The organism is Acidaminococcus sp. HCP3S3_H5, from assembly GCF_052122235.1.
GTDB lineage: Bacteria > Bacillota > Negativicutes > Acidaminococcales > Acidaminococcaceae > Acidaminococcus.
In genome coordinates, this window is the sequence record NZ_JBQKCS010000005.1 from 75,994 (window position 1) to 102,785 (window position 26,792).

A 26,792-nucleotide genomic window follows, 5' to 3' on the forward strand; every position below is an offset into this window, starting at 1 on the left:
CACAGAGAAGGGTTCCCAAGAGAACCTGGAACGTAGGACGGGCCCCTGAGGGGCCGCAGGAATCCAGCCTTTCGGTAGTTCCAAAAGCTGACCTTCAAGGCCAAGATTGAATGGAGGAATGGCTTATGTTACTGCCTAGCGTTTTCAATGACAATGTGTTCGATGATCTCATGAATGACTTTGATGATGTGTTTACGGCCAGAAATCCTCTGTACGGGAAACACTCCAGAAATATGATGAAGACCGATGTGCGGGATGTGGGCGACCACTATGAACTGGACATTGACCTGCCGGGGTTCAAGAAGGATGAAATCCATGCACAGCTGGAAAACGGATATCTGACCATCAGTGCCAGCAAGGGTGTGGACAAGGATGAAAAAGACAAGAAAGGCCAGTATATCCGCCGTGAACGGACCTTTGGCCAGTGCGCCCGGAGCTTCTATGTAGGCGAAGGGGTCACCGAGGCTGATGTGAAGGCCAAGTACGAAAACGGTATCCTGGAACTGAGCATCCCCAAAAAGGAACCCCAGAAGGTGGACAACAAGAAATATATCGCCATCGAAGGATAACGAGGGCGGGAGACTCCGTGGAAAGTCGGAGCTCCATAGAGAAAAAGGACTGCTGCTTGAGCGGCAGTCCTTTTTTTGTGCAACAAATGTATGACTGTATAGTCGGAAACAGACTGTTTAGTCATGGCTCAAGTGCAAGAAGTTACAGGATTTTCGAGGGATACTTGTGGCAGAAAAATGAAAACAATGAATTTTTTCGCTATTGATTGATGAAGTTTTTGCCCCGTGATACACTAAAATCATACCGCAAAATATTGCAGGAAGAATGGAGTCACAGGATTTATGGGCAGAAATCGAAAACAACCGTTGGCAGACGTTACTCCACAGGACCTGACCGGCCGGGAACGGGTCCTGAAAAGTGCAGCCAGACTGCTGCTGGATGTAGGCTACCAGCGGATGACTCTCAGCCGGATCAGTGAGGAATCTGGAGTGGGAGGGCTGGAGATCCGCCGCTGGTACAAAACCAAGGACGAAATCCTGGCGGCTCTTTCGGAGCAGCTGAAACGGCTGATCCTGACCCAGGCCCTGGAGATTTTCGGGGTGCCGGAGAAAAGATCGAACTACTCCTGGTGGAACTGGAAACCCAAAAAGAGAAAATGCTGGAAATCGGGCAGCAGCTGTTTGAAGAGCTGTGAGACCGTTGAAGGGGTTGTTGCTTAGGCAACAGCCCCTTTTTCCTTGACATCCTCCCCCAGTCCCCATAAACTATATTCTATACTGTATTGTAGCAAAGGAGCATCGCAGCATGGAAAAACCGATTCCGGAACTGATTACGGTGGAAGCAGCCCGTGATACCCATCGCTGGGTGGCCATGACGGCCCTGCTGCTGGCCATTGGGGTCATCCTCCATACCATCAGCCCCAACGTGGGCGGGGTCACCCCCAACTGGACCATCGCCATGTATTCCATTACCATCTGTCTGACGAAGCCAGGGCCCACCCGGGCTTTGGGCATCGGCTTTGTGGCCGGGCTCACCCTGATCCCTTCGTCCAAATCCGCCTTCCCGCTGGGGAACATTGCCAGTGAACTGTGCGGGGCCCTTACCGCCTGTATCCTGGTGAAGGCCTTCGCCCTGGCCCACTTGGAACAGCTGAAGGTGAAGCCTTTTATTGTAGGGTTCCTGGCCACTTCCGTCAGCGGCAGTGTGTTCACCTACATCTTGAAACTGGTGCTGGGGCTGCCCCTTGCCGTGTGGACTCATGCCATGCTGCCGGTGGTGCTCACCGTAGGGGTCCTGAACGGTGTGGTCACCCAGGTGCTCTACGGCCCGGTACGGAAGATTTTCTTTGCTACGGAGGGGAAACACCATGTGTGAAACAGCCATCCGGATTTCTGATTTTTATTTTGCCTATCTGAACAGTGACCTGGTGCTGAAAGACATCAACCTGGACATCCAGAAAGGCAGCTTCACCGCCATTGCCGGGCCCAGCGGCGCCGGCAAGACCACCCTGTGCAAGGCCATGACCGGCATCGTCCCCCATTATTACGGGGGCCGGTACCACGGCAGGGTGGAAGTGCTGGGAGAAGACCTGAAGGGCCGGAAGATCTCCGAAATCGCCATGCGGGTGGGGATCATGATGGACGACTACGAAAGCCAGATGGTGTCCCTGACTGCCGGGGAAGAAATCGCCTTCGGCCTGCTGAACCACGGGTTCTCCCCGGAAGAGGTGGATGCCCGGGTGAGCCAGGCCCTGGAGGATGTAGGGCTTCCCGGCCGGGAAAACTACCAGCTGGACGAACTGTCCGGAGGCCAGCGGCAGCGGCTGCTCCTGGCATCCGTGCTGGCCTGCCGTCCGGAAGTGCTGATCCTGGATGAACCGGTGTCCGCCCTGGATCCTGACGGGGCCCGGTCCCTGTATGCCCTGCTGTACAAGATTTACCGGCAGCATCAGATGACCGTAGTGGTGGTGGAACATGACCTGAACTACCTGCTGCCCTATATGACGGACCTGGTGCTCATCAGCCAGGGAGAGGCCCGGGTCCAGGGACCCTTTGCCGAAGCCGCCCGGAACGCCTTCGCCCAGGAGGACCTGCGGGAGAACCTGCCGGAACTGTGGCAGGTGAAACTGGGCCTGGAAGAAAAGTACCAGGTGAAGCTGGGAGACTGGAGAACGGAAGAAGAAGCAGAAAAGGAACTGCTCCAGAAATTTCAGGGAGGCGCCAAGGAATGATTGAAGCAAAAGCAGTGAACTTTGCCTACCGGAGAGGCATCCCTGTGCTCCAGGACATCAGCTGCCAAGTGGAAGACGGGGAAGCGGTGGCTCTCCTGGGCCACAACGGCAGCGGCAAGACCACCCTCAGCCGGCTGTTCATGGCCCTGAACCATCCCCGGAGCGGCCAGGTGCTGGTGGACGGAGTGGATATTGCCGGCTACGAACCGGCGGACCTGGCGGACAAGGTGGGGTATGTGTTCCAGAATCCAGACCTCCAGCTGCTGGGGGATACGGTATATGATGAAGTGGCCTACGGCCTCCAGAACCGGAAAATGCCCAAAGAGGCCCTGGACCGGCAGGTCCGGGATGCGGTGGAAGCCATGGGGCTGACCCCCTGCCTGGACCAGTATCCCCGGGGGCTTTCCTTCGGCCAGAAACGGCGGCTGGGGGTGGCAGTGGCGCTGGCTCTCCAGCCCCGGACTTTGATCTTGGACGAAATCACCAACGGTCAGGACGAACAGGAAAAACAGCATATGATGGACTACCTGGCCAAACTCCAGAAAGAAAAACACATGACCCTGATCCTGATCACCCATGATATGGAAATCGCCCGGAAATTCACCACCCATGCCCTGGTGCTCCACGACGGCCAGCTGGTGTATGACGGGAAGACCGGCAATCTGTTCGACGGAAAGCGGCCCATTGAGGAATGGGGTCTGAAGCAGCCGGTGCTGTCCCGGCTGGGAGCCCTGTTCGGGGTCCAGGCGGACAGTCCGGAAGATCTGTGCAGCAAGATCCAGCCGAAAGAAGGTGCCAAAGCATGAAGATCACAGCCTTTACCAAACTGATCCTGGTGCTGGCGGTCACCGCCTGGGTGTTCCTGCTGCCGGTGCCGGCGGTGGCCACCCTGCTGGTGCTGGAACTGGTGATCCTGCTGTATATCAAACGGGACCGGATGACCATGGCGGCCATCGGCACCCTTACCGTGTTCACCGGCATGATGGTGCTGCTCCAGCTGCTGTTCGGTTCTCCCTTGTATGTGGCCCTCACCGGGGGCCTGCGGATGTTCGTCATGACCACCGCCTTTCTGTGCCTTCTGGCCTCCACCCGGATCCAGGACATTGCCCAGGCTCTGGTGGAAAAATTCCATATGCCCTATGAATACGCCTTTATGCTCACTACGGCTCTCCGGTTCGTGCCGGACTTCCTGTCCGATTCCGCCATTACCCTGGACGCCCAGTCCTGCCGGGGCTATTCCAACCGGGGGAACGCCTTCAAACGGCTTTACGCCTATCTGGCGGTGGTAAAACCCCTGGTCATGCGGGCGGTAGCCAAATCCGACACCCTGGCCCTGTCCATGGAACTGAAAGGGTTCGGTCCCAACACCTATAAAAACCGCCGTCCCATGAAGCTGCATCTGGGGGATTATGCTACCTTGCTGGTAGTGGTCATTCTCAGTACATATCCGATCTGGATAAAACATATTTAAGGACCGGCGGAGCCGGTTTCCTTCGGTGACTGGTCTCCAGCTGAATGAGAAATTTGCAGGCAAATTTTTTTGAAGGGAAACGCAGCTGGCGCTGCTAACCCACCACCAGCCTGACGGCTGGTCTCCCGCCCTTGAAAAGGGCGGATAATAAGTACGTGGGCTCATGCCCTTGTACTGAAAAAACAATGGCCGCCAGCCTAAGCGTATATCCGCCCTTTTCAAGCCCATACACTGGCTGCCACCATGATACCTACGGTCAGCGCCAGCCAGAGCGTATATCCGCCCTTTTCAAGGGCGGGGGACCGTTGCGCTTGCGCAATGGTGGTGGGTTAGCAGCCTTTGGCTGCGTTTTCTTTCCCGGAAACCCGTTGCCGCGGGTTTCTTCCTTCGGCCATTGACTATTGACCATTGACGGGAGCTGCTGCTTGTGCAGCAGCTCCCTTTCTGTGAAAGGACAAACCAATGAAACCAACTGACATCGCCCCTCTCATTGCCCGGGAACTGTCCGTCCAGCCCTGGCAGGTGGAAAAAACCGTGGAACTGCTGGACGGAGGGAACACCGTTCCCTTTATTGCCCGGTACCGGAAGGAGGCCACCGGATCCCTTCTGGACGAACAGATCCGGACCATCGAAGAACGGCTGGGGACCCTCCGGAACCTGGTGAAGCGCCAGGAGGAGATCCTGGCCAAAATCGACGAACAGGGGAAACTGACCCCGGAACTGCGTACCGCCATTGAAAAGGCCCAGAAACTCACAGAACTGGAAGATTATTACCTGCCTTACAAGCAAAAACGGCGGACCCGTGCTCAACAGGCTCGGGAAAAAGGCTTGGAACCCTTGGCCACAGCCTTCCTTCTCCAGCGGGACCAGAAAGGGGATGCCCTTTCCGCCGCCCGGGCCTATGTGGACCCGGATAAAGGGGTGGAAACCCCGGAAGACGCCCTGGCCGGAGCCCGGGACATTGTGGCGGAACTGGCGGCGGAAGACCCCACCCTCCGGCAGATCCTCCGGGACCAGCTGTGGAACCACGGGATGATCCGGACGGAACTGGTGGAAGATGCTGAGGGAGCCCAGACCTTTCTCATGTACAAGGACTATCAGGAACCGGTCCGGACCCTGCCCTCCCACCGGGTGCTGGCCATCAACCGGGGAGAAAAGAAAGGCTGCCTGAAGGTCCATCTGGTGTGGGAGGAACAGAACGCCCTGCGGAAAATGGAATGGCGGGTCCTCCGCCGTCCCTGCATCTACCGGGACCAGCTGAAGGAAGCCCTGGCAGACAGCTGGAAGCGGCTGCTGTTCCCGGCTTTGGAACGGGAAATCCGGAACCGGCTTACGGAACAGGCGGAAGCCCAGGCCATCAGGATCTTTGGGGCCAACCTGGGCCAGCTGCTGCTCCAGGCACCTCTGGGAGGCCATACGGTCATGGGCCTGGATCCGGGCTATCGGACCGGCTGCAAAGTGGCGGTGGTGGATCCCACCGGCCAGGTGGTGGACCATGGGGTGATCCAGGTGACCCAGAACGAAGCCCGGAAGAAGGAAGCGGAAGCCCTGCTCCTTTCCATGATCCGGAAGCACCATGTGACCCTCCTGTCCATTGGCAACGGCACCGCCTCCTATGAAACAGAACAGTTTGCCGCCAGCCTGATCCAGGCCCACCATCTGGACGTCCATTATCTCATTACCAATGAAGCGGGAGCTTCTGTCTATTCCGCTTCCAAACTGGCCCAGGAAGAGCTGCCGGAATACGATGTGACCATCCGGGGCGCCGTATCCCTGGCCCGGCGGGTCCAGGACCCTCTGGCGGAACTGGTGAAGATCGATCCCCAGGCCATAGGGGTGGGCCAGTACCAGCATGATGTGGACCAGAAGGCGCTCACCGGTACCCTGGACGGGGTGGTGGAACGGGTGGTGAACCATGTGGGAGTGGACCTGAACACTGCGTCCCCCGCCCTGCTCCGCCATGTGGCCGGGATCACCGCCGCCACCGCCGGGAACATAGTGGCCTGGCGGAACGCCAACGGCCGGTTCACCGGACGGCGGCAGCTGCTGAAGGTGCCCCGGCTGGGGCCTGCAGCCTTTACCCAGTGTGCCGGGTTCCTTCGGATCCACAACGGGAAATCTCCTCTGGACGATACCCCGGTCCATCCGGAATCCTATGATCTGGCCAAGAAAATCCTGGAAAAACTGGGCTTCGGCCTGGAAGACCTGAAGGACAGGGAAAAACTGGCCCGGCTGGCCACCCGGCGGAAACAGGTGGATGAAGCCCGGCTGGCCCGGGAACTGGAAGCCGGGGAACCCACGGTCCATGACATCCTGGATGCCCTGGTGGCTCCCGGCCGGGATCCCCGGGCGGACCTGCCCGCACCTCTTACCCGGCAGAACATCGTGAAGCTTTCCGACATCAAAGTGGGCACCATCCTCCGGGGCACCATCCGGAACGTCACCGACTTTGGCGCCTTCGTGGACATCGGCATAAAAACCGCCGGCCTGATCCACATTTCCCACCTGAGCCAGAAAAAGATCAAACACCCTCTGGATGTGGTCAGTGTAGGAGAAACGGTCCAGGTGAAGGTGATCAGCGTAGAGGAGGAGAGGGGGAGGATAGGGCTGGCCTTGGTAACGGCTGACGCATAACCCAGGCGCACGATATGGGCCCATCTGCTTTGTCAGGAGGGATTTGGAAGCCGGGCATATACCACTTGGTAACGGCTGACGCATAACCCAGGGGCGGAATATGCACCCATCTACTTTGTCAGCAGCGGATTTTGACTGGAGCATGTACGTCCTTGTACTATGCCTCAGCCAAAATCCGCTGCTTTCGCGTATCTGGGCACATCTTCCGCGCCTGGCGGGAAACCGAAGGTTATGCCACGAACCAAATCCCACGCTTTCGCGTATCTGACCCACTCTGACGCCCAGGGAAGAGGTCGGGGATGAGTACTATGCCTCAGCCAAAATCCGCTGCTTTCGCGCATCTGGGCACATCTTCCGCGCCTGGCCTCCCTCTTTTTTTATCCGCCCTTTTCAAGGGCGGGGGACCATCCGCAAGGATGGTGGTGGGTTAGCAGCCATAGGCTGCGTTTCTCTTTTTAGAAAACCGCGGTGCGGTTTTCCTCCTTTGGCTGGAGACCAGTGACTAGAGGCCAGAGACTGATGCGGCTGCCCAGGCAGCCGCATCCTATGCTATAATATCTCCAAAACACCCAAGGAGGAATTGCCCATGTCTCAACTGACCCAACAACTGCTTGACCGTTTTCTCCGGTATGTGAACATCCCTTCCCAGAGCCGGGCCGGAATTTCCTCCGTCCCCAGCACCCAGGACCAGTGGCATATGGCCCGGCAGCTGGAAGCGGAACTGGAAATCATGGATCTGGAGGACCTGCATCTCAGCGACCGGTGCGTCCTTACCGGATACCTGCCGGCCAACCTGCCGGAAGGCTTCACCGGTTCTGTGCCTAAAATCGGCTTCTGCTGCCATCTGGATACGGTGGATGTGAACCTGAGCCCGGAGGTCCATCCCCAGGTGGTCCGGAACTACCCTGGGGGAGACCTGGTCCTCAACGCTGAAAAAGGCATCCTCATGAAGGCCGCCGAACACCCGGAGCTGGCGGATTATGTGGGACAGGACATTGTGTTCACCGACGGCACCAGCGTCCTGGGGGCGGACAACAAGGCCGCGGTGGCCAATGTAATGACCATGCTCCAGTATTTTACGGACCATCCGGAAATCCACCACGGGGCCATTTACGTGGCCTTCGTCCCGGACGAGGAAGTGGGGCTGAAAGGGTCCAAAGCCCTGGACATCAGCCGGTTCCCGGTGGATTTTGCCTACACCATCGACTGCTGCGCCCTGGGAGAAGTGGTGTACGAAACCTTCAATGCCGGTTCCGCCCAGGTGGACATCCAGGGGGTCAGCGCCCATCCCATGAACGCCAAGGGGAACCTGGTGAATCCCACCCTGCTGGCGGTGGATTTCGCCAACTTCTTCGACCGGAAGGAAACTCCGGAATGCACCGAAGGGAAGGAAGGCTACATCTGGATCAAGAGCATCCAGTCCAACGCCACCCACGCCACGGTCCAGCTGGCCATCCGGGACCATGACAAAGCCCGTTACGAGGCCCGGAAACAGACCATCCTGGCCAATGTGGAACGGCTGAAGCAACAGGAACCCCGGGCCCAGGTCCGCTGCACCCTGGAAGACATCTACGGGAACATTGCTGACGCCATGACTCCGGACAACCGGCAGGCAGTGGACTTCCTCTACGAAGCCCTGGACGAACTGGCCATTACTCCCAAAACCATTGCCATGCGGGGGGGCACCGACGGCTCCTATTTGTCCACCCGGGGGATCTTCACCCCCAATTATTTCACCGGGGCCCTGAATTTCCACTCCCGGTACGAATTCCTGCCCCTGCCTTCTCTGGAAAAATCCTGCCAGGTGACCCTGAAACTGGTGGAAAAAGTCTTCCGGAAGGCTGCTGGAAAATAAAACGGAAAAAATCCGAAAAGTTCCTTGAAAAATGGACCCGTTTCCTGTAAAGTGTAAGGAGCTTCTATTGCCATTCTGTATTTGAGGGAAAGAAAGAGGAATCCTTATGCTTCAGCGCAAGATCGAAAAATTCCTGCAGACCTGGAAACAGGTTCCGCAGCACAATCCCCTGGTGGTCAAGGGATGCCGCCACTGTGGGAAAACCACTTCCATCCTGGATTTCGCCAAAAAGGAATACGACCATGTGGTGTATCTGAACTTCCAGGAAAAGCCCGACTATGCGGCTATTTTCCGGGACTCCATGGATGTGAACTACCTGGTGATGCTGATCACCGCCCTGGCCGGTCCCGAAGCGGTGTTTGAACCCTATAAAACCGTCCTGGTGCTGGACGAGATCCAGGAATGTCCCGAAGCCCGTACCGCCCTGAAGGCCTTTAAAATAGACGGCCGGTATGACGTGATCGCTGCCGGATCCCTGCTGGGGGTGAAAGGCTACGGCAAAGAGCCCGCTCCCATTGCGGTGGGCTGCGAAACCGTGGTGAACATGGTGCCCCTGGATTTTGAGGAATTCCTCTGGGCCAACGGGATCACCACTCCGGTGCTGGACATGCTCCACCAGAGCCTGGACAAGGAAACCCCCGTGCCGGAAGCCCTCCACCTGCGGCTCAACGAACTGCTCCGCCAGTATGCCCTGGTAGGCGGCTACCCTGCCGTAGTGGAAACCTATGTCCAGACCCATGACATGAATGCGGTGCTGGAACAGCAGCAGGCCATCCTCCGGGATTATGAGGAGAACCTGTTCGTGGACGTGAACAAACGGGCCCGGGCCAAGCTGAAGACCGTACTGGACGCGGTGCCCCTCCAGCTGAACAAGGAAAACAAAAAATACCAGTATGCCCAGCTGAAAAAAGGCTCCAAGGCCTCCCAGTTCGAAGGGGCTCTCTCCTGGCTGGAAGAGGCGGGCATCGTCAGCCGGTGCTACAACCTGACGGAACCGGGGCTGCCCCTGGAACGCCATGCCATCGATTCCATTTTCAAGGTCTATATGAAGGACGTGGGCCTCTATGCCGCCATGCTCACCGGGGATGACCGGCTGAAGCTCCTCCAGGGAGATCTTTCCGGCTGCCAGGGCGCTGTCTACGAAAGCCTGGCTGCCGATCTCCTCAGCAAGGGCGGCCGGAAACTCTACTACTACCACAAGAACTCCGGCCTGGAAGTGGATTTCGTCATCCGCTGCCAGGGCAAGAGCACCCTGGTGAAGGCCACTCCCTCCACCGGCAACACCAAAAGCCTCAAGACCCTCCTCCAGCAGCCGGAAAAATACCAGGTGGAACAGGCCATCCAGTTGACCACCGACAACGTGTCCCGGAAAGGGCAGGTGGTGGAGATGCCGATGTATATGGGATTTTTGCTGGGCTGAGCTAACGCATAACCCAGGCGCACGATATGGGCCCATCTGCTTTGTCAGCGGGGATTTTCGAAAGCGGCATGTACCCTTTAGTACTATGCCGCCCTCGAAAATCTCCGCTTTCGCGCATCTGGACCCATCTCGTGCGCCTGGAAGAAGTCGGGGCATATGCCACGAATCAAATCCCGCGCTTTCGCGCATCTGACCCACTCTGACGCCCAGGGCGGGAATCGGAGGCGAGTACTGTGCCGCCCTCGAAAATCCCCGCTTTCGCGCATCTGGATCCAACTCGTACGCCTGGCCCCCTCTCCCTTTTTATATCCGCCCTTTTCAAGGGCGGGGGACCATCCGTAAGGATGGTGGTGGGTTAGCAGCCTTTGGCTGCGTTTCACTTTCCAGAAAACCGCGGTGCGGTTTTCTTCCTTAACGACGAACGACAAACGATGAACCCACAGCAGGCCGCCCGACGTGCGGCCCCTACGGACTGGTGTACACTGTCTTCTTTACAAGGAGGTATTCCCATGGATTACAATCTTTCTTCCTATCCTTATCCTTCCCGCCGCCGGGTGATCCTGGCCCGGCGGGGGATGGTTTGTACCGGCCAGCCTCTGGCGGCCCAGGCGGGGCTCCGGATGCTGCTCCAGGGGGGCAACGCGGTGGACGCTGCCCTGGCCACTGCCATCTGCCTTACGGTGGTGGAACCTGACTGCAACGGCCTGGGCAGCGATGCCTTTGCCCTGGTGTGGATCAAAGACCGTCTTTACGGTCTCAACGGCAGCGGCCCGGCCCCGGCGCGCCTGACCCGGGAAAAGGTCCTGGCCGCCGGGTATACGGAAATGCCCCAGCGGGGCTGGATCCCGGTTACCGTACCCGGGGCTGTGTCTGCCTGGGCAGAACTCCACCGGCGGTTCGGCCGGCTGCCTTTTGCCAAACTCTTTGAACCAGCTATTGAATACGCCCGGGACGGGTTCCCGGTTTCCCCCATTGCGGGAAAACTGTGGAAAGCCGCCGAAACCACCTTCGCTCCCTTTAGGGACGACCCGGCTTTTGCCGGCTTTTTCTCCACCTTCCTGCCCACAGGATCCGCTCCGGAAGTAGGGGAAACCGTTGCCTTCCCGGACCATGCCCGGACTCTGGAACGGCTGGCCCAAACCGGCGGCGAAGCCTTCTACCGGGGTGAACTGGCAGACAAAATCGACCAGTTCAGCCGGGCCACCGGAGGCTATCTCCGGAAAGAAGACCTGGCCGGCTACCGGGCCCAGTGGGTGGATCCCATCCGCACCGACTACCGGGGCTATGATGTGTGGGAGATTCCTCCCAACGGCCACGGGATCACCGCCCTGATGGCCCTGAACATCATGAAGGGCTTCCATCTGGATAGCCGGGAAACCCTGGACAGCTACCACAAACAGATCGAAGCCATGAAACTGGCCTTTTCCGATGCCCGGCACTATGTGGCGGACCCCCGGTTCATGCACGCCCGGGTGGAAGACCTGCTGAGCCAGGACTATGCGGACCAGCGCCGGAGCCTGATCGGGGACCGGGCCCTGGAACCCCGGTGGGGGAAACCCTTCAGCGGAGGCACCGTGTACCTGTGCACTGCTGATGGAGAAGGGAACATGGTATCCTTCATCCAGAGCAACTTCCGGGGCTTCGGCTCCGGCATGGTGATCCCCGGCACCGGCATCGCCCTCAACGACCGGGGAAACAATTTCAGTCTGGATCCGGCCATGGACAACTGCCTGGCCCCTGGGAAGAAACCCTACCACACCATCATCCCCGGCTTTCTTACCAAAGACGGAAAGGCCGTGGGGCCCTTCGGGGTCATGGGAGGCTTCATGCAGCCCCAGGGCCATCTCCAGGTCATCCTGAACACCCTGGATTTCCATATGAATCCCCAGGCCGCCCTGGATGCACCCCGGTGGCAGTGGATCGAAGGGAAAAAAGTGGAAGTGGAAGCTCAGGTGGATCCGGCCATTATAGAAGGCCTCCGGGCCCGGGGCCACGAAATCGTCGTGAAACAGGACCGCTCCACCTTCGGCCGGGGCCAGATCATCTGGCGCCGGGAAGACGGCACCCTGGTGGGGGCCACGGAGGGGAGGACGGATGGGACGGTGGCGGCGTTTTAGGGCTACCGCATAACCCAGGCGCGGAATATGCACCCATCTACTTTGTCAGCGGGAGTTTTGGAGCTGGGCATGTACCACTTAGTACTATGCCCAGCTCCAAAACTCCCGCTTTCGCGTATCTGGGTACATCTTCCGCGCCTGGCGGGAAACGGGTGCCCATCTCTTTTCGCGCATCTGACCCATCTCGCGGGCCTGTCTCCTCCTTCCTTCGGCTGGAGACTAGTGACTGCCGGCTAGTGACAGGAAGTGCTGCATCCGGCAACACTTCCTTGTTGACATTCCATTGCAACGGCTGTATAATGCAAAACATCAAGTACAGAGGGGTTGATGGATTATGGCATCCGTTAATGTAAATATCCGTATGGATGCGGATCTGAAAAAAGAGTTTGAGGAATTTTGCAGCAACGTGGGCATGAACATGACCACTGCTTTCACCATTTTTGCCAGAAGAACGGTCCGGGAAAACCGGATTCCCTTTGAAGTGTCCGCCGACTGCCGCCGGGCAGCCATCCACCAGGTACCGGTGGATCCTACTCCGGCCCAGGGAACGGCCACCAAGAGACCGGAAGACATGTTTGAGGAAATCAAGCAGGATTTCAATATTTGAAAAAAATCCGGCTGCCGCCAGAAAAAACTGGAGCAGCCGGATTTTTGTCACTCGACCAGTGACAAGTAACAAGAGAACAGTAACCGGGGGTGTGAATTTTTTCACACCCCCTTTTTAATTGTTTCAGGGTTTGGCATCCTATGGGAAAGGAACCCATCTGCCGGAGGCAGATGCTGTTGAAGGGAAACGCAGCCATAGGCTGCTAACCCACCACCAGCCTGGCGGCTGGTCCCCCGCCCTTGCAAAGGGCGGATAAATTGATCGGAAGCATCTACGTGCTGGAAGCCCTGTCCCTCCCGCCCTTGCAAAGGGACGGATAAATGGCACGCAGGCTTCGCCCTGGGGCCAGAAGCGAGGGCGTCAGCCCCAGCGTATATCCGCCCTTTTCAAGGGCGGGGGACCGTTGCGCTTGCGCAAGGGTGGTGGGTTAGCAGCGTCGGCTGCGTTTCCCTTTCAATCCGGCGGAGCCGGTTTCCACAACCACCAACGATGAACCCCAAGGCACCTAACCACCTAACCACCTAACCACTTAGCCACTTATCCCCCCTGTCCCCCTCCAACCTCATGTAAAATGATACCAAATACAAAGAAAAAACGAATAAATAACCAATATTGACAAGCATCTTACAGCCACATATAATGGAAATATAATATGTATAGAACGATGTTATGTTTTCTATAATTTAAAAGTACAGCAAAAGAGTAGACTTTTTACGGCAGAAAGAGGAATCTTTCAGGGAGGATATGGTCATGAACAAAATCTACAAAGTCATCTGGAGCCGGGTCCGGCACTGCTATGTGGTGGTGTCTGAGCTGGCTAAACGGGCTGGAAAGGAAAAAAGCACCTGTCTGTCCACGGCAGGAAAGACGGTAGCCGTGCTGGGCCTGGGAGCGGTGCTCTTTATGGGGAGCCCCTGTTCAGAAGCGTTTGCGGCAACAGGGAAAGTCACTGGGGGTGCTTCAACCAACCAGGCAACAGGAGAAAATGCCACAGTCAGCGGTGGTGAAAAAAACAAGGCCGAAGGGAAAAATTCCAGCGTTAGCGGCGGTGGTGATAATGAAGCTGTAGGCGAATCCTCCAGCATTAGCGGTGGCATGCAGAATAAAGCCACCGGGAAACATTCCAGCGTTACCGGCGGTACTCAGAATCAGGCAGGGGGCCAATTTGCCACGGTCAGTGGGGGCAGCGGCAACAAAGCCTTTGGCGCAGATTCTGTGGTTATTGGGGGTACCGGCAATATTACAGGTAAAGTGGCTGTAGATAAAAACGGGGATCCTCTTCTGGATGCCAACAGAAATGAATATGCGGCCGACGCCTCCAATCCATTTCCTATTTATGGGGTAGGCTCCGTAGCCATAGGCGGCTATTCTTCCACTATCCAGGGAAACTATTCCGTAGGCATCGCTGGCGGCAGCACCAGTGCAGGGGCTGCCAGCGCTGTGGCGGCCGGCAACCAGGCCACGGTGACTGTGGCCAATGGGGTGGCCATCGGCTATGAAGCCACGGCTTCTGTCATTGATTCTTCTCGTGCAGCCGATACAGAAGGTCGTATTGTATCCTTTGGCCATAAAAAAGGTGATGTATATTATACGGTACAGTATCAGAATCATACCGTTACGGAAAACACCTATGATTCTGACGCCTACAACCGCCTGGTCAACGTAGCCGACGGCATCGATGACCATGACGTGGTGGTCATGGAACAGTTGACCAAGGCCAAAGCGGAAGCGGTGGCAACGGCTAAAAACCAGATCAAGGTCAAGGGTGATGAAACCAACGTCCATGCGGAAGAAACCACGGACCAGGACGGCGTACAGACCACCACCATCAGCCTGAAGCCCAAGGTCACGTTGAAGGACAGCACCGACACCACCGGTGCCAAGCAGGTGGTGCTGGACGGCACGGCTGGCACCATTTCCGCCGGCCTCAGCACGGACACGGGGAATTTTATTTCCCTAGACGGGACCCAAGGCCTTGCCAAGGTGGGAGCAATCCAGATCGGCAATCAGTCCTTTACCTATGATTATATGAAGCCGGGCAGTCTCAATGACGATGGGGCCACCCTCAAGCTGGAATCTGTCCGGGCAAGTGCATCGGGGAACTTTGTGACGGGCCTTTCCAACCGTACCTGGACGCCGGGAAATTATGTGACCGGCCGGGCTGCCACGGAAGACCAGCTGGAACAGGCGGGCCGCCACTTCCTGAGCATCAAGACGGCCTATAAAGATGATGATGGCAATTCGATAACGCCGGTTGCAGAAAACAGCTTGGCCAATTACTACAATGATGGAGCCAGTGGCTCGGCTTCCATGGCCTTTGGCGTGGGAACTACAGCATCCGGCGATTTGTCTTTGTCCATGGGTGTGAACAGCGCTGCTTCAGGTATCAATTCCTTGGCCATCGGCTATGGCAATGAGGCTGCTGGTACCCAGTCGGTGGCTGTGGGCAACAGTACCAACGCCAGCGGAAATTTTTCGGTTGCCATGGGCCTTGGAGCCCAGGCCGGTACGAAAAATGATGATGCAGAGTCCACCGAACATGGAGCCGCTGTGGCCGTGGGTTATGGTGCAGAAGCGGTGGAAACCGGTTCTGCTGCTTACGGCTATTCGGCTGGGGCAAATGCTGTCGAATCTTCCGCTTTTGGTACCAGTGCTAATGCCACGGCAGATGGTGGCGTAGCTTTAGGCGCACACTCTGTTGCCAATCGGGAAAAAGGATCTACCGGCTATTTGGCTCCGGATATGACGGATCCTGCCAATGCAGCTAAGGCAGCCACTTGGGTGTCCACTTCCGGGGGTGTTTCCCTGGGGGGGACAGATGTAGAAGGTAAGACCATCAGCCGCCAGATCACCAATTTGGCTGCCGGGTCTGCGGATTCCGATGCGGTGAACGTGGCCCAGCTGAAGGCTGTGGAAACCAAGGGCATGAACTTCCAGGGCAATGATACTGACACTTCTGTCCATGTAGACCAGGGGGGGACTCTCCAGATCCAGGGCAGCGGCCGGAAGGAAGATACGGAATACTCCACCCAGAACATCAAGGTGCTGACGGATACGGCCAACAACCGGCTTTCCATTTCTCTGGACAAGAATCCAGTGTTTGATTCCGTCACTGCCGGTACGGAAAGGACTTCCGCTGACGGAGGCCAGGCCGGCTCCCTCAAGATCGTAGGAGCGGACAGCAGCAGTACCAACAAGGCCACCACCATCACTGCCGGTTATGTTGATACACCGGAACTTTCCGGTACCACTGGCACGGGCCGCCTCAGCTACACCGATGGGGATGGCGCGGCCCATACGGTGGCTACTCTCGGGGATGGTCTGAAACTGGCTGGAGATACGGGAACGGGCAGCGTTGCACTGGACAAGACGCTTGACGTAAAGGGCGGTGCAACTGACCTGGCAACGGGCAATAATATCGGCGTTACCGCCAATGGTTCCACCCTGTCCCTGAAACTGGCCAGGGATATCACCGGGCTGGATACAGTGACCGCTGGGGGCGCTAAATTGGGCACCCAGACCGACGGGAATAATCCTGCCCAAAGCGGTGACTATCTTACCGGATTGGACAATACCACCTGGACCGTAGGGCAGACCCAGCCTGTCACCGGCCGTGCGGCTACGGAAGATCAGTTGAAGAGCGTGTCCGATGTGGTGGACAGCAACAAGACCCAGATTACCACCAATACGGAAGCCATCGCCCAAGGCCTGAATTTCTCGGCCAGCAACAAGGTAGATGGCACCTATAAGACGGTCAAAAAGAACCTGGGCGATACGGTGGCCGTCCGCGCCAACGATGCTCAGGATGGGCACACCTACAAGACGGACAACCTGACCACGGAAATCGACGATAACGGCATCATCACCGTGAAGATGGACACCCAGCTTACGGCGGACAAGGTGACTGTGGGAACAGGAGATAAAACCATTACGGTGGATGGAAATAGTGGCAATATGACCACTGGTTCTTCTACTCTGGGCAGCAACGGCCTGACCATCAACAATGGTCCCAGTGTCACCCTCAGCGGCATCAGCGGCGGCAGTAAGCAGATTTCCGATGTAGCCAGTGGCAAGTCTAGGGATGATGAATCCGGCAACCCTGTTTATGAAACAGAAACCAATGCCGCCAATATCGGCGATGTGAAGAATATCGCCGCCAAGACCGTAACCGTCAGCGGAGATGGGGCGAATACGAAAGTCGAAAGAACTCCTAATACCACAGACGGAACAGTGGACTACAAGGTTTCCCTGAATGACACCGTGACTCTGGGCAGCGATGCCGACAAGAAAATCGCTCTTGATGGCACGGCTGGCACTGTTTCTGTAGGGGATAAAGTCACCCTGAATGGAAATACAGGAACGGCCACCATTGGCGGAGCCACCCTTGGCAAGTCTGGCTCGGATACATATCTGACCGGCCTGACCAACAAAACTTGGGATGGTACAGCTGTGAGTGGTCGTGCGGCCACCGAAGATCAGCTGAAGAGTGTGTCTGATACAGTGAATACTGGCTGGAATGCCAAAGTGGGAGACCAGATCCTGGCGGTTACTCCTGCCAATAAGACCCTTACTTTTACAGCGGGAGATAATATTGCTCTTACACCAACTGACAGCAGCAAAACCATTACCATTGCTACCCAACCCAATGTAAACTTCACCACGGTCCGTGTGGGAAGTACGGATGGAACCGATGGTATTTACATCGGCAGCCAGCCCGGCGGCGGTGCCAACGGCAGTGCCACGTCAAACATTACCAGTATTACAGGACTCAAAAATACAGCATGGGTGACGGACCATTTTATGTCCGGCCGGGCAGCTACGGAAGATCAGCTGAATGAAGTAGCGAAAACCATCAAAGGGGAAGCCAGTGCTTCGGATATTTATGTAGAAAGTGGCTCCGTTTCTTATGGCAATAATGGGGAAGGCACAGGGACTTTAGTCAGGAAGAATGACAAGACCACTGGGCAACTCACCGGGCTCCACGATTACTATGTCACCGGCGGCAGTGTCAGCACGGATGGTAAGACCCTGAATCTGACGAAAAATGGCGGTGATGCCATTCCGGGCATTGATATGACCAATGTGCTGAAGCTGAATCAGGACAGCCATCTGGTGGCTGCCGACAGTGGTGAATACACGGTAGGCAGCGACGGCAAGGTAACGCTGAAGGTGAAAAATAACGCAGCGGGAAGCACTCCTACGGATGTGGTGATTTCTGGTATTGCCAGCAATGCGGCTCTGCAGCAGGGCTTGAATTTTGAAGCCAATGAGGCAGAGAAGGAGGGCGGAAGTGCTGCCTACAAGGCTCAGCTGGGCGGCAAAGTCAGTATCAAGGGTGGTGCTGCTCAGAACGGCCATACATACAATACGGACAATATCACCACTACCATGGATAATGGCACCATCACAGTGAAGTTGGACAATGACCTGACGGCTCACAGCCTGACGGCCGGGTCCAGTACGGTCAACGGTACGGTCAGAGTGACCGGTACCGGCGGAGCTTATATTGAAATGGATGGCAGTGACGGGTCCCTCCATATGGGGAACAATGGCGGCCGGTATTCTGCTCTTTATCAGGATTATGGCGGTGCCGGTTTCCTGAATTCTGCAGACAGCTCACCTCGGCTGAAATATGATGTGGATACCGCCAAAGGCACCTATCATACCATTGCTACCCTGGAAGATGGCCTGAAATTTGCCGGTGATGATGCCAAAAATGATACATCCAAAGTCGTCAGCACAACCCTCAACAGCACCCTAAATATCACCGGCGGTGCTGCCGGCAATCTGACTGATAACAACATCGGCGTGGTGAAGAACGATGCTGGCGACGGCCTGGCAGTCAAGCTGAATAAGGACCTCACCAATATGGGCACCATCAGCTTTGCACCCACTACAGGGACTACAGGCAGTGGTATCAAGATTGGTTCTCAGACCATCGCCAACAATGGCACCAGCCCCAATGATGCTGCTGGGGATTACATTACGGGCCTGACCAACACCAAATGGTCGAAAGATGGCATCGTCAGCGGTCGGGCGGCTACGGAAGACCAGCTCCAGCAGGTGGCCAAGTCCATTGTGGACGGGAAGGAAACCGGCGGTGGCTTCGGCCTCAGCGACAATGCAGGCAATGTGGTGAAGCAGGATCTGGGCGGTTCCATCCAGCTGAAGGCGGCAGACGACAATTTGACCACCACAGCGGATACCACTGGCAAAGCCATCACCATTGGTCTGAGCAGGACGCTGACCGATATGACCAGTGCCACCTTCAAGGACGGCACCAGCGGAGCCACTGCCGTAGTGGATGGCAAGGGCATTGTGGTGACGCCGAACCAGGGAAGCGAAGCCGACAAGGTGAAACTGACCGCCGACGGCCTGTCCAATGGCGGCAAGCAGATCACCAATGTGAAGAGCGGACTCTATGATACGGCACAGAATAAGCCGGTGGATATCTCCACCATTACGGCAGGCAGCCCTATGCTGCAAAATGGGGCCACTATCGGCGATTTGCAGACCGTCAGCAATGGTGTGAAAACAGAACTGACGGACAAGGGCCTGAACTTCAAGGGCAATGACGCTACCACCACTGTCCATAGAAATCTGGGCGACACCCTGACCATCCAGGGAACCGGCGCGGATGGCCGTGACTACGACGGCGGCGCCAATGTGCAGGTCAAGGCGGATAAGAATGCCAATACGCTGACGGTCCAGCTGGATCGTGACCTCAATGCCCATACCCTGACGTTGGGGAAAGCATCCACCGGAACGGGAACAGGGGAAGCAGGGAAGCTGATCCTCAATGGGACCAACAAGGATAATGGGATGAGCCCGGTATCCATCGGTGTCACCTATCGGGGAAATCAGGACAAAGAAGCCATGAAGACGGCCATGTCCCGGATTACCTATAAGGGCGGTAATGGAAATGACCACACCGTGGCTACCCTGGAAGACGGGCTGCAGCTGGCCGGGGACAATGGGGAAGCCCTCAATACCACCCTGGACAAGAAGGTGACCATCAAGGGCGGCGTCGCGAAGGACAAGCTGGTGGACAATACCACGGACCCCACGAAGAACAACAACATCGGCGTCGTTGCCAGCCAGGATAAAGATGGCAATACCACCCTCTCCCTGCAGCTGGCCAAGGATATCACCGGCCTTAATACGGTGACGGCCGGCACGGTTGTTATGGGGAATCAGAGTGTCGTCAGTGACGGCAAGGTTACAGAAACAGGAAACTTTGTTGCCGGGCTTGAGAACACAGACTGGGATGGGAAGGATTATGTTTCCGGCCGGGCGGCTACGGAAGACCAGCTGAAAAAGGTCAATGATTCCATTACCAAAGTCCTGGGCAATGGGACATTTGCCATTACGGCCGGTGGCAGAGGGGAAGCCGTGGATGCCACCATTGAACAGAATCTGGGCAGTGCCATCCGGATTTTTGGGGATGCCCCTGTAACCAACGAGAAAAACGATGGCTCCGGGGATTTCTGGGATCGGAGCAAGGCCAATATCCTGACCAAGGTGAAGAAAGACCATGATGGAAATGATTACGTTTCCGTAGAACTCCAGGATCATCTGGACGTGGGTGTCCATGGGGATGGTAAAACCATCGAAGGCACGGACGGCAGCATGCAGTTTAAAGGCAAGTCTGCCAAAGAAGTAAATATTACCGGCGATACCGGGATCACCCTGAGCGACAATGGCAAAAAGGCCGTTGCTCTCCGCCAGGCTGACGGCGCAGGCTATCTGGATCTGACGGGGACGGCTGGAACCCAAGCTACGGTATCCGTCCATACCGTTGCCAAGAACCTGGCCCAGCAGGACCAGACTCGGCTTACCTATACCGACCAGGGCAACAAGGCTCATGAGGTGGCTACCCTGGAGGATGGGCTGATCTTCGCCGGGGATACTGATGACAATGTGAGCCGGACCCTGAACGGCACCCTGAAGATTTATGGCGGTGCAGATGTAAACAGTCTGTCCGATGGGAAGAATATCGGTGTGGTGGCTTCTTCCGACGGCCTGCAGCTGAAACTGGCCAAAAATCTTACCGGCATCGAAAGCATCACCGGGCTGACCAATACCACCATTACATCTGCTGATTTTGCCACCAAAGGCCGGGCAGCTACGGAAGAACAGCTGAAACAGGCCATGAGCAGCGTTACCACAGTCACTTCCGGAGGCGGCTTCGGGCTGACGGCAGATGATGGGAAATCGGTTAAAGCGGATTTGGGCCAGACGGTTTCCGTCAAAGGGAGCAGCAACATCACCACTTCCGTGTCCGAAGATGGCAAGTCCATCAACATCAAGCTGAACAACAATGTGGATTTGGGCTCTGAAGGCTCCATTTCTGCTGGTGGCGTGACCATCAACAACAGTGGCATTGATGCCGGCGGCAAGAACATCACCAACGTGAACAGCGGCATCGTCAAGGGCGATGACAGCGACAACACCAACGCCGCCAACATCGGCGATGTGAAGAAACTGGCCGGTGAAGCGGCCCAGGGGGCTGTGGACAGCCTGGGTACCCGGGACTTTACCGGGGATGACGGAGAAACAATCTCCCGAAAACTGGGCAAATCCATGAAACTGTCCGGCGGGGCAGATACGGCCAAACTCACCGACAAGAACATCGGTGTGGTGAAGAACGCCGACGGCACCGGCCTGGACATCAAACTGTCCAAGGAACTGACCGGCCTTACCAGCGTCACCACCGGCAACAGCACCTTGAACAATGATGGCCTGACCATCAACAACAGTGAAGGCAAAGCCGGTACGACCATCACCAACAGCGGTATCAAGATTGCCGCCAATGGGGAGGGGACCCACAATGTGGAAATCAGCAGCAGCAATGTAAGCATGGGAGGCCAGCAGATCCACGATGTGGCTCCCGGCACGGCACCCACCGATGCGGTGAACGTAAGCCAGCTGGGGGGTGTGGTCAATGGAGTGAACAATGCCATTACCCGTCTGGACAGCCGGGTGGACCGGGTGGGGGCCGGCGCCTCTGCTCTGGCGGCTCTCCATCCGCTGGAATTCGATCCGGAAGACAAACTGAACTTCGCCGCCGGCTTCGGCCATTACCGGAGCGCCAATGCGGCGGCCATCGGGGCTTTCTACCAGCCTACGGAAAGCGTCCGCTTCAATGTGGGCGGCAGCTTCGGGGGCGGGGAGAACATGGTGAATGCCGGGGTGACCTTCTCTCTGGATCCCCAGCGGCGGGACCGGTTCCAGAGCCGGATCGCTCTGATGCGGACGGTCCAGCAGCTGCGCAGCGACAACGAAACCCTGCGTCAGGACAACCAGAAAGTCCACGCCCAGCTGGACGCCATGAACGACCGGCTGAACAAGCTGACGGCCCTGGTGGAACAACTGAGCGCGAAGCAGTAACAGGCAGGAGGCTTCCGACTCCTGACTTCCGACTAAGAGGCTGTGAAGAAATGCACGATGCATTTTTTCACAGCCTCTTTTTCACGGCTTCAACGGTTCCAGCACGAACCCGATCAGCTTATCCAGCAGCTGTTCCGCCGGACATCCTTCCGGGTTCAGGGACAGGGGCCGGTCTTTGATCAGGAACAGCATTTCCGTAATGGCCGTCAGGATGAAGGTGACATATCCATAGCCGTGGTCCTGCTGGGGTGTCCGGAGCTCGCCAGCCTCCACCGCTTTTACCAGCAGGCTCTGGATGTAGTCTCCCAGCCGGGTGAGCCGCTGCCAGGAATCGTCGTTCAGGAGCCCGGAGGGGGTGAGCAGTTCCTGGTACAGGATGATCATGTGCTGGTGAGGATCCAATTGGCTTTGCAAAATGGCGTGGAGGTATTTCTTTAGCCGCTGGAGAGGCGGTTTTGCCTCTTTTTCGATGGATTCTTCCAACCGGTGGAGCACTTTCAGCTGGCTGTCGATAATGGACTGGTACAGGGCCTGTTTGCTGCCGAAATGATAGGAAATCAGGGCACTGTTGCATCCGGCCAGCCGGCCGATCTCCTTGATGGAAACATTGTGGTATCCCTTTTTGTCGAACAGTTCCGCCCCGGCATCCATCAGCCGCTGCATGGTTTCTTCCGAATTCCGTCTGTGCATGATTGCTCCCCTCTTTACTTAAAATAATTAGTTATGTGATTAATTTAATTATAACGCAGAAAAGGGAGGGGGTAAAGGCAAAAACACCTGTTTGCTGCCCTTCTTTTTTGCTATAATGGAAGAAGAATTTTACGAAAGGCGGAAACTGTCATGGAAACCATTTTGCTGGGGGCGGTGCTGTGCGCCCTCCTTGTTTTGATCGTGCTGCTGGTCCAGCTCCAGAAATCCCTGGGGGCCCAGGAAGAAGTCCGGGCCCAGCAGGCCCGGGAGGAGGCGGACCGGCTCCGGGACAGCCTGGACCAGAAGGTGACCCTGTCCATGAGCGTGGTCAGCGACCGGCTGGCTATGGTGAACCGGGGCCTGGGGTCCATGCAGTCCCTGGCCCAGGGCGTGGGGGATCTGAAGAAGGTCCTGACCAATGTGAAGAACCGGGGGATCTGGGGGGAAATGCAGCTGGGAAACCTGCTGGGAGACATGCTGGCTCCGGAACAGTACGGCACCAACGTGGCCATCCGTCCCCGGAGCCAGGAACGGGTGGAATTTGCCATCCGGCTGCCCGGCCGCACCGGGGATGCCCCTGTATGGCTGCCCATTGACGCTAAATTCCCTCTGGAAGACTACCAGCGGCTGGTCCAGGCCCGGGAAGACGGAGACGCCGACGCCGAAACCCTGGCCCTGAAACAGCTGGAAATCCGGCTGAAAAGCGAGGCCAGGGACATCCGGGACAAATACATCGCCCCTCCCTATTCCACGGATTTCGGCCTGCTGTACCTGCCTCTGGAAGGGCTTTTTGCAGAAGCCGTGTCCCGGCCGGGCCTCATCAGCGAACTCCAGCGGAAATACCGGGTGACCCTGGTGGGGCCCACCACCCTGGCCGCTGTGGTGAACAGCCTCCAGATGGGCTTCCGTACCCTGGTGGTCCAGAAACAGACCAGCCAGGTGTGGCGGCTGGTGGCCCAGATCAACACCGACCTGGGTGCCTTCGAAACGGCAGTGGAACGGGCGGAAAAGAAACTGGCCGAAGCCCAGTCCGCCATGGAGTCCGTGGGGGACCGTACGCGGATTCTGAAAAAGCACCTGGACCGGGCAGAAAAATTTACGAAAGCACTTGACAATACAGTAGAGAATGAGTAAAATCGTAAGCAAGTGCTTGATGTACCTAAATAGATATACTGAATAAACTGTCCATGAAGGAACCAAGTACACAAGGCCTTTTCTTCCAGAGAGCTGCTGGGTGTGGGAAGCAGCGGAAGACCCTGTGGAATCCACTCCTGAGACGATGGGGGCAGCAACCCATCCGGCCAAGCCGTTATCCTGGAAATGAGGCTGCAGTGCAGCGAAATAAGGTGGCACCACGTGAGAGGTTCTCCCGTCCTTGACATACCCGTTTAGGGGGTCAGGCACGGGAGTTTTTATTTTATACAAGGTACCCGTGAGGGGCGAAGGAGAGACAATCATGGACAAGAAAAAAGTCATCGTGGTGGAACGGATTTCGGACAAGGGCGTGGAAATGCTGAAGGCCCAGCCGGACCTGGAAGTGGATGTAAAGTTCGACATTCCCCGGGAAGAGCTGCTGAAGATCGTAGGGGCCTATGACGCCATCATCGTCCGCAGCGTCACCAAAGTCAACGAAGAATTCTACAAGGCGGCCAAGAACCTGAAAGTGGTGGGCCGTGCGGGCAACGGGGTGGACAACATCGATATCGAAGGTGCCACCAAACGGGGAATCATTGTAGTGAACACTCCGGAAGCCAACGTGATTTCCGCTGCCGAACACACCATCGGCCTGATGCTGGCCTCCTGCCGGAACACCGTACGGGCCCAGAAGATGATCGAAAGCCGGGTCTGGGACCGGAAGAACCTGAAGGGAGTGGAACTGTACCACAAGACCCTGGGGATCATCGGCCTGGGCCGGATCGGTACCCTGGTAACCAAACGGATGCAGGCTTTTGAAATGAAGGTCATCGCCTACGATCCCTACATCCCGGATGCCCGGTTCAAACGGCTGGGTGTGGAAAAATGCGAAACCCTGGATGATCTGCTGGCCAAGGCCGATATCATCACCATCCATACTCCCAAAACGGAAGAAACCATCAACATGATCGGCAAGGAAGAACTGAAGAAATGCAAGAAGGGCGTCCGTCTGGTGAATTGCGCCCGGGGCGGCCTGTACAATGAACAGGCAGTGGCGGAAGCCATCCAGGAAGGCCAGGTGGCCAGCATCGGTCTGGACGTGCTGGTGGACGAACCCAAACCCATTTCTCCCCTGATCGGTCTGGACCAGTGCGTGCTGACGCCCCACCTGGGAGCGGACACCGTGGAAGCCCAGGACAAGGTGGGCATTTCCATTGCCCAGGAAGTGGTGAACGTGCTCAATGGTCAGATGGTGCCCAACGCGGTAAACCTGCCGGCCCTCCATCCTCAGGAACTGGAAGGGATGTTGGGATACCTGCAGCTGGGTGAATGCCTGGGCAAACTGTACTACCAGCTGGAAAAGGATCCGGTGGATAAGGTGGAAGTGGTTTATGAAGGCCCTGCCGCCAACCTGGAAACCACCCTGATCACCCGGAGCATCCTGAAGGGCCTGTTCGATCCCATCCTGAAGGAACGGGTGAACATGGTCAATGCGGAACTGGCTGCGGAAACCCGTGGGGTGGCCGTGGTGGAAGGGAAGATGAACGGGGAAGACCGGCTGAACCGGGTATCCGTGAAGATTTCCAGCGGGAACAAGGTATTCACCGCCGCCGGCATGGTGGCACCGGACGAAACGCCCCACATTACGGAAGTCCAGGGCTACCACTATGACCTGGTGCCGGAACACTACATGATCCTGGCCAAGAACGACGACAAGCCCGGGATGATCGGCCAGATGGGGACCCTCCTGGGGGCGGCTCATGTGAACATTGCCAACATGCAGGTGGCCCGGAAGCCCAAAACCGGCAACGCCATGATGATCATGACCGTGGACAGCCCGGTGGAAAAAGCCACCCTGCAGATGATCGCCGGCCTGGACGGGATCCAGAGCGCGGATTTTGTGACCCTGTAAAGAGAACGGCTGCCGCAGGCAGCCGTTCTGTCACTGGTCTCTGGTCACTAGTCACTAGCGGAAGGAAGGAACCCGGGCAGCGGGTTCCTTTTATTGAGAACGCAGCTTTCGGGCTGCGTTTTTTTGCAGCCGGCCGGGAAGGGCGGGCCTGCGGCACGCCCCTGCCTCGTTGCTGTCGGACCATGGTTTCAACGGTCGGAGAAACGGGGTCTTCGACAATGCTGTTATTGTGATTTCGCCCGGACCTTTGACCCCAACGGCGTAGGGGCTTGCCGTGGCGAGCCCATCCCGGCCCCCATTCCATCGGTTGTCCGTGCAGACGGGATGACCGGGCGGGATTGCAGGGGCAGCCCTGGGTCAAGATGGCTCACTTCATTGTCTTGCAATTCTCCAGGTCAGATGATATACTGGCAGTAGGCAAAATGTTGACAGTGCTCTTGAAGCACGCGAAAAACCCGGTGCGGCAACACCGGGTTTTTCTGTACCATTTTGGAGAAGGCGGTTTAAACCTCAGGCTGACTACCGCTGATGCTTCTCGTCCAGCCATTTGCAAAGGTAGTAGGCGACTACGCTTGCCGCGCCAGAGAGCAAAAATGTTGACAGAAGACTCAAGAAGCACACCCCCTTCCTTCTACCTGTCTGGGGGTGGTAGCCGTTTTAGTATAGCATATAATACAGAAAAATCAAAATAAATAGATTAAAACTTACAAATAATAAATTTTCACAGACTTGTAGGGGGCAGCCGTAAGGGCGGTTCAAGACTTTTGCAAAGCAAAATGTCGCCAGAGCCGCCCGCCAATGCCCCAACAATCGGTGCAGCAG

At 56.9% G+C, this 26,792-nt stretch carries 15 protein-coding genes; 14 read left to right on the forward strand and 1 reads right to left on the reverse strand.

What is annotated here, in order from left to right:
- The first annotated feature begins 125 nt into the window (after positions 1–125).
- The 12 genes from ACTQY5_RS07210 to ACTQY5_RS07265 all read left to right on the forward strand — a co-directional run bounded on the left by ACTQY5_RS07210 (position 126) and on the right by ACTQY5_RS07265 (position 22,234).
- A complete protein-coding gene (locus ACTQY5_RS07210) occupies positions 126–569 on the forward strand; it encodes an Hsp20/alpha crystallin family protein (RefSeq protein ID WP_022487543.1) in 444 nt (147 codons plus the stop codon).
- 282 nt (positions 570–851) lie between these two features.
- Positions 852–1,229, forward strand: coding sequence for a TetR/AcrR family transcriptional regulator (locus ACTQY5_RS07215; RefSeq protein ID WP_022487544.1), 378 nt, complete (start codon positions 852–854; stop codon positions 1,227–1,229).
- An 85-nt stretch (positions 1,230–1,314) separates the two neighbouring features.
- Positions 1,315–1,884 carry a tryptophan transporter gene (locus tag ACTQY5_RS07220; RefSeq protein ID WP_022487545.1) on the forward strand — a complete coding sequence of 190 codons (570 nt, stop codon included), beginning with the start codon at positions 1,315–1,317 and terminating at the stop codon, positions 1,882–1,884.
- On the forward strand, positions 1,877–2,740 hold the full coding sequence (locus ACTQY5_RS07225; protein WP_022487546.1) for an energy-coupling factor ABC transporter ATP-binding protein: 864 nt from the start codon (positions 1,877–1,879) through the stop codon (positions 2,738–2,740). Before ACTQY5_RS07220 ends, ACTQY5_RS07225 begins: the two co-directional genes overlap by 8 nt.
- The gene (locus ACTQY5_RS07230) at positions 2,737–3,546 is read left to right on the forward strand and encodes an energy-coupling factor ABC transporter ATP-binding protein (protein ID WP_154487986.1); all 810 of its coding nucleotides are present in this window, start codon (positions 2,737–2,739) and stop codon (positions 3,544–3,546) included. Before ACTQY5_RS07225 ends, ACTQY5_RS07230 begins: the two co-directional genes overlap by 4 nt.
- The gene (locus tag ACTQY5_RS07235) at positions 3,543–4,211 is read left to right on the forward strand and encodes an energy-coupling factor transporter transmembrane component T (protein WP_154487985.1); all 669 of its coding nucleotides are present in this window, start codon (positions 3,543–3,545) and stop codon (positions 4,209–4,211) included. Before ACTQY5_RS07230 ends, ACTQY5_RS07235 begins: the two co-directional genes overlap by 4 nt.
- A gap of 462 nt (positions 4,212–4,673) precedes the next feature.
- The gene (locus tag ACTQY5_RS07240; protein WP_441368996.1) at positions 4,674–6,845 is read left to right on the forward strand and encodes a Tex family protein; all 2,172 of its coding nucleotides are present in this window, start codon (positions 4,674–4,676) and stop codon (positions 6,843–6,845) included.
- 586 nt (positions 6,846–7,431) lie between these two features.
- Positions 7,432–8,700, forward strand: coding sequence for a peptidase T (pepT, locus tag ACTQY5_RS07245; protein WP_441368997.1), 1,269 nt, complete (start codon positions 7,432–7,434; stop codon positions 8,698–8,700).
- Between the two features lie 106 nt (positions 8,701–8,806).
- The gene (locus ACTQY5_RS07250) at positions 8,807–10,120 is read left to right on the forward strand and encodes an ATP-binding protein (protein ID WP_441368998.1); all 1,314 of its coding nucleotides are present in this window, start codon (positions 8,807–8,809) and stop codon (positions 10,118–10,120) included.
- Between the two features lie 509 nt (positions 10,121–10,629).
- Positions 10,630–12,237 carry a gamma-glutamyltransferase family protein gene (locus ACTQY5_RS07255; RefSeq protein WP_441368999.1) on the forward strand — a complete coding sequence of 536 codons (1,608 nt, stop codon included), beginning with the start codon at positions 10,630–10,632 and terminating at the stop codon, positions 12,235–12,237.
- Between the two features lie 334 nt (positions 12,238–12,571).
- Entirely contained in the window at positions 12,572–12,844 is a 273-nt protein-coding gene (locus tag ACTQY5_RS07260; protein WP_022487549.1) for a type II toxin-antitoxin system RelB/DinJ family antitoxin, read from the forward strand.
- A gap of 750 nt (positions 12,845–13,594) precedes the next feature.
- The gene (locus tag ACTQY5_RS07265) at positions 13,595–22,234 is read left to right on the forward strand and encodes an ESPR-type extended signal peptide-containing protein (protein WP_441369000.1); all 8,640 of its coding nucleotides are present in this window, start codon (positions 13,595–13,597) and stop codon (positions 22,232–22,234) included.
- Between the two features lie 81 nt (positions 22,235–22,315).
- On the opposite strand, the gene ACTQY5_RS07270 is transcribed toward ACTQY5_RS07265, so the two are convergent.
- Positions 22,316–22,924 (reverse strand): TetR/AcrR family transcriptional regulator, encoded by a 609-nt coding sequence (locus ACTQY5_RS07270; RefSeq protein WP_441369001.1) that lies wholly within the window; start codon positions 22,922–22,924, stop codon positions 22,316–22,318.
- A gap of 150 nt (positions 22,925–23,074) precedes the next feature.
- On the opposite strand from ACTQY5_RS07270, the gene ACTQY5_RS07275 reads away from it, so the two are divergent.
- A complete protein-coding gene (locus ACTQY5_RS07275; RefSeq protein ID WP_022488281.1) occupies positions 23,075–24,058 on the forward strand; it encodes a DNA recombination protein RmuC in 984 nt (327 codons plus the stop codon).
- Between the two features lie 322 nt (positions 24,059–24,380).
- Positions 24,381–25,970, forward strand: coding sequence for a phosphoglycerate dehydrogenase (gene serA, locus ACTQY5_RS07280; protein WP_022488280.1), 1,590 nt, complete (start codon positions 24,381–24,383; stop codon positions 25,968–25,970).
- Positions 25,971–26,792 lie beyond the last annotated feature (822 nt).

Bases quoted from the DNA above. Each gene is read 5' to 3' on its own strand.
- ACTQY5_RS07220 (WP_022487545.1), top strand. From the start codon at position 1,315: ATGGAAAAACCGATTCCGGAACTGATTACGGTGGAAGCAGCCCGTGAT.
- ACTQY5_RS07210 (WP_022487543.1), top strand. From the start codon at position 126: ATGTTACTGCCTAGCGTTTTCAATGACAATGTGTTCGATGATCTCATG.
- pepT (WP_441368997.1), top strand. From the start codon at position 7,432: ATGTCTCAACTGACCCAACAACTGCTTGACCGTTTTCTCCGGTATGTG.
- ACTQY5_RS07250 (WP_441368998.1), top strand. From the start codon at position 8,807: ATGCTTCAGCGCAAGATCGAAAAATTCCTGCAGACCTGGAAACAGGTT.
- ACTQY5_RS07240 (WP_441368996.1), top strand. From the start codon at position 4,674: ATGAAACCAACTGACATCGCCCCTCTCATTGCCCGGGAACTGTCCGTC.
- ACTQY5_RS07215 (WP_022487544.1), top strand. From the start codon at position 852: ATGGGCAGAAATCGAAAACAACCGTTGGCAGACGTTACTCCACAGGAC.
- ACTQY5_RS07255 (WP_441368999.1), top strand. From the start codon at position 10,630: ATGGATTACAATCTTTCTTCCTATCCTTATCCTTCCCGCCGCCGGGTG.
- ACTQY5_RS07270 (WP_441369001.1), bottom strand. From the start codon at position 22,924: ATGCACAGACGGAATTCGGAAGAAACCATGCAGCGGCTGATGGATGCC.
- ACTQY5_RS07265 (WP_441369000.1), top strand. From the start codon at position 13,595: ATGAACAAAATCTACAAAGTCATCTGGAGCCGGGTCCGGCACTGCTAT.
- ACTQY5_RS07230 (WP_154487986.1), top strand. From the start codon at position 2,737: ATGATTGAAGCAAAAGCAGTGAACTTTGCCTACCGGAGAGGCATCCCT.
- ACTQY5_RS07235 (WP_154487985.1), top strand. From the start codon at position 3,543: ATGAAGATCACAGCCTTTACCAAACTGATCCTGGTGCTGGCGGTCACC.
- ACTQY5_RS07225 (WP_022487546.1), top strand. From the start codon at position 1,877: ATGTGTGAAACAGCCATCCGGATTTCTGATTTTTATTTTGCCTATCTG.
- ACTQY5_RS07275 (WP_022488281.1), top strand. From the start codon at position 23,075: ATGGAAACCATTTTGCTGGGGGCGGTGCTGTGCGCCCTCCTTGTTTTG.
- ACTQY5_RS07260 (WP_022487549.1), top strand. From the start codon at position 12,572: ATGGCATCCGTTAATGTAAATATCCGTATGGATGCGGATCTGAAAAAA.
- serA (WP_022488280.1), top strand. From the start codon at position 24,381: ATGGACAAGAAAAAAGTCATCGTGGTGGAACGGATTTCGGACAAGGGC.